The sequence below is a fragment of the Zongyangia sp. genome (assembly GCF_965361945.1).
On the sequence record NZ_CBDTOK010000149.1, the window covers coordinates 1 to 4,783 of the forward strand.

Consider the following 4,783-nt stretch of genomic DNA (forward strand, 5'->3'; position numbering starts at 1 on the left):
CTTTCCTTTATGGCTATGTCCTTTCTGCCAACACAGCCCTCCTGGGAATACGCCTCAGTCGCCCCATGGCCGCCTCTCCCCCTTGGATATCCCCCTGTTTGTGGGGTGCAAGACGCGACCACGGCCTAGCTAAAACCATTGCCGCGGCGCACGCGATTTTGTTTTAGACAGCGCCACAGCGCGACTTCCCCCGGCGGTAGCCGGCGCGCTCTTGGTTTTGTTTGCGACATTGCCGCGTCTCACGCAACTATGTTGCGATTGACACATGAGCGCGACTTCCCCCAGCGGTAGCTGCCCGCCCGGCGGCAGGTGGGGGTGAAAAAAGGACGCCGGATGGCGTCCTTTTTTGATGGATTTATTCTTCTGCTTCCAGTTCCTCAGCGGGCGTTTCCTGCTCCTCTGGGGAGGAAGGCGTTTGCGTATCCTCTTCCTCTGTGTCGTCCTCCACCTCTTTAGGGGCCCGGGCCAGGGTAACCACGCTGGTATCGTCGGTCACCCGCATGCATTTTACCCCAGTGCTGTACCGGGAGTGGATGGGAATCTGGCTGACCGGGATCCGGATGATGACGCCGCCGTCGGTAATCATGATGACATCGTCATCCTCATCCACCACCTTGACGCCGGCCACATAGCCCTTTTCGTCGCTCACCCGGTAGTTGGTGACGCCTTTTCCGGCCCTGGACTGGGTCCGGTAATCGGAAAGCCGGCTTCTCCGGCCCAAGCCCTTGTCGGACACGGTGAGGAGGGTTGCCCCCTCCCGAACCCGGGCCATGCCGATGACCATATCCCCGTCCTCCAGGGTGATGGCTTTGACGCCCCGGGCGGTCCGGCCCATGGGACGGACATCGTTTTCATCAAACTTGATGGCCATACCATTCTTGGTGGCCACAATCAGCTCATTGGCGCCGCTGGTCATCCGCACCCAGGCCAGCTCATCCCCCTCGTCAATGGTCAGGGCAATGAGTCCTGATTTGCGGATGTTGCGGAAGGCGCTGATGGCCGTGCGCTTGATGATGCCCTGGCGGGTGACCATGACCAGATATCCCTCCTGGTCAATGGAATCCAGCTTGATCATGGAGGCCACCTTTTCGTCGCTTTCCAGGGGCAGGAGGTTGACGATGTTGGTGCCCTTGGAGGTCCTGGAGCTCTCGGGGATCTCGTAGCACTTGAGCCGGTACATCCTGCCCTTGTTGGTCAGGAAGAGGAGGTAATCATGGGTAGAGGAAATATACAGATCCTCCACGAAATCCTCCTCCCGGGTGGTCATGCCGGAAATACCCCGGCCGCCCCGGCGCTGGGTCTTATAGGAATCCACCGCCTGGCGCTTGATATATCCAAAGTGGGTCAGGGTGACCACACAGTCCTCTTCGGGGATCAGATCCTCAATATCCACCTCGCCGGATACCGACTGGATCTCGGTGCGCCGCTCGTCACCGAATTTCTCCTTGATCTCCTGGAGCTCTTCCTTGACAATGGCGTAAACCTTGCCGTCGTCGGCCAGGATGGCCAAAAGCTCCTGGATCTTTTCATGGAGGGCAGCCAGTTCATCCTCAATTTTCTGCCGCTCCAAGCCGGTGAGCTGGCCCAGCCGCATGGCCACAATGGCCGAAGCCTGAGCGTCGGAAAGTCCGAAGCGCTCCATCAGCTGGGTTTTGCCGTCGGCAATATTCTTGGAAGCCCGCAGGATGGCGATGACCTCGTCGATGAAATCCAGGGCGATCTTTAAGCCCTCCAGGATATGGGCCCGCTCCTGGGCCTTCTTCAGGTCATGCTGGGTGCGGCGGGTGATGATCTCAAACTGGAACTGGTTGTAATGGGTGAGCATCTCCTTCAGGCCCATGACCTTGGGCGCCCCGTCCACCAGGGCCAGCATGATGACGCCGCAGGTCTCCTGCATCTGGGAGTAGGAATAGAGCTGGTTTAGGACCACCTGGGCGTTGGCGTCCTTTTTCAGCTCCACCACAATCCGCATGCCGTCCCGGTCCGACTCGTCCCGCAGGTCGGAGATGCCGTCAATCCGCTTTTCTTTGACCAGGTTGGCGATGGACTCGATGAGCCGGGCCTTGTTGACCATATAAGGCAGCTCGGTGACCACAATCCGCATCCGGCCCTTTTTGCCCTCCTCAATGGAGGCCCTGGCCCGGACAATGACCCGGCCCCGGCCGGTGGCGTAGGCGCTGCGGATGCCGGCACGGCCCATAATCACCGCGCCGGTGGGGAAGTCGGGGCCCTGGATGTACTCCATCAGCTCCGGCAGGTCCGCGTCTGGGTTGTCGATGAGATGGCAGGCCCCGTCGATGACCTCCCGTAGGTTGTGGGGCGGGATGTTGGTGGCCATACCCACGGCAATGCCGGTGGAGCCGTTGACCAGCAGATTGGGGAAGCGGGAGGGGAGGACCGCCGGTTCCTTCAGGCGGTCGTCGTAGTTGGAGACAAAGTCCACCGTATCCTTATCGATATCGGTGAGCATCTTCACCGCGATTTTGCTCATTCTGGACTCGGTATAACGGTAGGCCGCAGGGGGATCCCCGTCCACCGAACCGAAGTTGCCGTGTCCGTCCACCAGGGGATAGCGCATGGAGAAATCCTGGGCCAGACGGACCATGGCGTCATAGACCGAAGCGTCGCCGTGGGGATGATACCGGCCCAGCACAGCGCCTACAGTGTCGGCGCATTTGCGGTAGGGCTTGTCCGGGCCCAGGCTGTTTTCGTAAAAGGTATAGAGGATCCGCCGGTGAACCGGCTTGAGCCCGTCCCGCACATCCGGCAGGGCGCGGCTGACGATCACCGACATGGAATAGTCCAGAAAGGACTTTTTCATTTCCTTTTCTATGTCGATGGTAATGACCTTGGATCCGTTGTTTTCCATAGTATTTTTCACCCTAAATCTTTTTTATCGTTACCCATTGGGATTATTTTCTTTCTCTGTATCCTTGCCCGGATGCTTGCCAAACCGGTTTTTCACCTTGTCCCAGAACCTTGCCGCCCCGGTGCCGATGGTGATATATTTGGCCATGAGCTTTGCCTTGAGGACGGAGCGGACCCTCTCTTCCTGCTCCCCTAACGCGGCCTTGGGGACAATGATAATATCCAGCCGGTTGTAGACAAAGAGCAGCACGTTGCCCGAATCATAGCATTTAAAGCTCTTGTTGGTAAATTCCAGCAGTGTGGTTTCGTCCCCCTCCCGCACCATCACATGGTCGGGGAAGATCTCCATGGTCCAGGGGGTCTGAGCGTCGGCCATCTTCCTCGCGTTTTGCAGCCGGTGGACCTTGGGGAAGTGCCAGGCGGCGTAGATGCCGTATATACAGGCCAGGATGATGACAATGCCTACGATGAGGATGGCCGGATCCCGCCAGCCGCCGGAGATGGCGGGCCAGATGAAGGTGATAATCACAATGCCAAAGGCCACGGTCTGTAAGCTCCGCTGGGATTCCAGCAGCATCCTGGCCGCCAGCTTGAGCCCCTCTAAAGCGGTATCATAATCCAGGGTAAAGTCCACATGGATCCATTCGTCAGCGCCCAGGGCGTCCTGGGCCTTTTTGTCCATTTCATCCATGTCCTCCCGGTCGATTTCCGCCAGGATTTCCTTGTCCTGTTCCGATAAATCCTCCCCCTGCTGGGGGATGTTTCCCTCTGTAGTCCTATCCTTTTTTTCTTCCATTGGCGCTTCCTCCTGCCGGTGATGTTATTTTCCAGCCTTGGCGGCACGGTATTTCTCCCCAAAGACCTTTGCGAAAAAACCGCTGACAGCCTGCTGCAGCTCCGGTTCCAGATCCCCCTTGGGGATGGGGATGATCTTTTCCTTTGTCACGCTGATCATAAAAAACTCCTGGGTCTCATAGATCTTATGGACATTTTCATAACCGATGTCATAGGGATGGTGCTCCTCGCCGAAAGGGGAGGATACATCCACGGTGATCTTAGGCTCTTCAAAGACCAGCCGGTAATAGAGCTTCTGAGCCGATGAAAAAGCCGCGGACTTCCGGATGCCAAAGAAGGGCACCAGCACCACCGCTACCGCGGCAGCCAAGCTGATTACACCTACAAAATAATTGGCGACCCAGAAAAAGTCCACGCCGGCCAGCAGAAAGACCAGGGCGAAAATCCCCGTCTTCCAGCCCTTCTGCCTCAGCCAGACCTGACTGAGACTCATTCTGATCTCCTCTTCATCCAAGCGGTAATCGATCGAAAACTGCTCCATATCCTACCTCCCGCCCTATTACCGGGCAGCCGATTCCTTGTGGAGGGCTGTGATCTCATGGTGATGGATCTGCCGTTCCAGGTATTTGAGGAACTCGGTGTCAAAGTTACGGATGCTGGTTCTGGGGATGATGACACACCGCCGGTTTGCCAGCATCAGGACGATCAAATGGTCGGTGTAGAGGATCCGCTGGACCTCCTCCCAATCCACCGTGTTGTCGGTTTCCGCTGAGATCTCCCGGAAGGCGTCCTCAAAAAAGCGGAATTCTACCTCATTTTGCAGATAAGGGTTCCCTGCGTATTGTTTCTTGGCCGCCTTTTTCAGACGGCTGGGGAAGACATAGCGGTAAAACAGCATGCCGTAAATTCCCAGCAGGATGAGCACCGCCGCCAGCAGGGAATAGACCCAGTTGGCCCTTTCCTGGGAAAAGAGGGTGACCAGCAGAAAAAGGACGCCGATGACAATCTCAATGATCCCCAGCACCTTGACCTGCCTTTTCTTGTTTTTTACCATATCCTCCACCATGAGGAAGTTGAAGTCCTCATAGGTCTGCTCATCAATCCTCTGCCGGATGGTGAA

General features: G+C 57.2%; 4 protein-coding genes. All 4 read right to left on the minus strand.

Annotated elements, in window-relative coordinates; genetic code table 11:
• Window positions 1-355: 355 nt before the first annotated feature.
• Window positions 356-2,869, minus strand: coding sequence for a DNA gyrase subunit A (gyrA, locus tag ACZ25G_RS09455; protein WP_463682281.1), 2,514 nt, complete (start codon window positions 2,867-2,869; stop codon window positions 356-358).
• A gap of 30 nt (window positions 2,870-2,899) precedes the next feature.
• Window positions 2,900-3,664, minus strand: a complete 765-nt coding sequence (locus ACZ25G_RS09460) for a hypothetical protein (protein WP_463682282.1) — start codon at window positions 3,662-3,664, stop codon at window positions 2,900-2,902.
• 24 nt (window positions 3,665-3,688) lie between these two features.
• Window positions 3,689-4,204, minus strand: a complete 516-nt coding sequence (locus ACZ25G_RS09465) for a YcxB family protein (RefSeq protein WP_342682187.1) — start codon at window positions 4,202-4,204, stop codon at window positions 3,689-3,691.
• An 18-nt stretch (window positions 4,205-4,222) separates the two neighbouring features.
• Window positions 4,223-4,783: YcxB family protein (locus tag ACZ25G_RS09470; protein ID WP_463682283.1), on the minus strand; the 561-nt coding region annotated here is incomplete at its 5' end.

What these genes read in the sequence shown, in the direction of transcription:
- gyrA (WP_463682281.1), bottom strand. Translation starts at nt 2,869, where the DNA reads ATGGAAAACAACGGATCCAAGGTCATTACCATCGACATAGAAAAGGAA.
- ACZ25G_RS09460 (WP_463682282.1), bottom strand. Translation starts at nt 3,664, where the DNA reads ATGGAAGAAAAAAAGGATAGGACTACAGAGGGAAACATCCCCCAGCAG.
- ACZ25G_RS09465 (WP_342682187.1), bottom strand. Translation starts at nt 4,204, where the DNA reads ATGGAGCAGTTTTCGATCGATTACCGCTTGGATGAAGAGGAGATCAGA.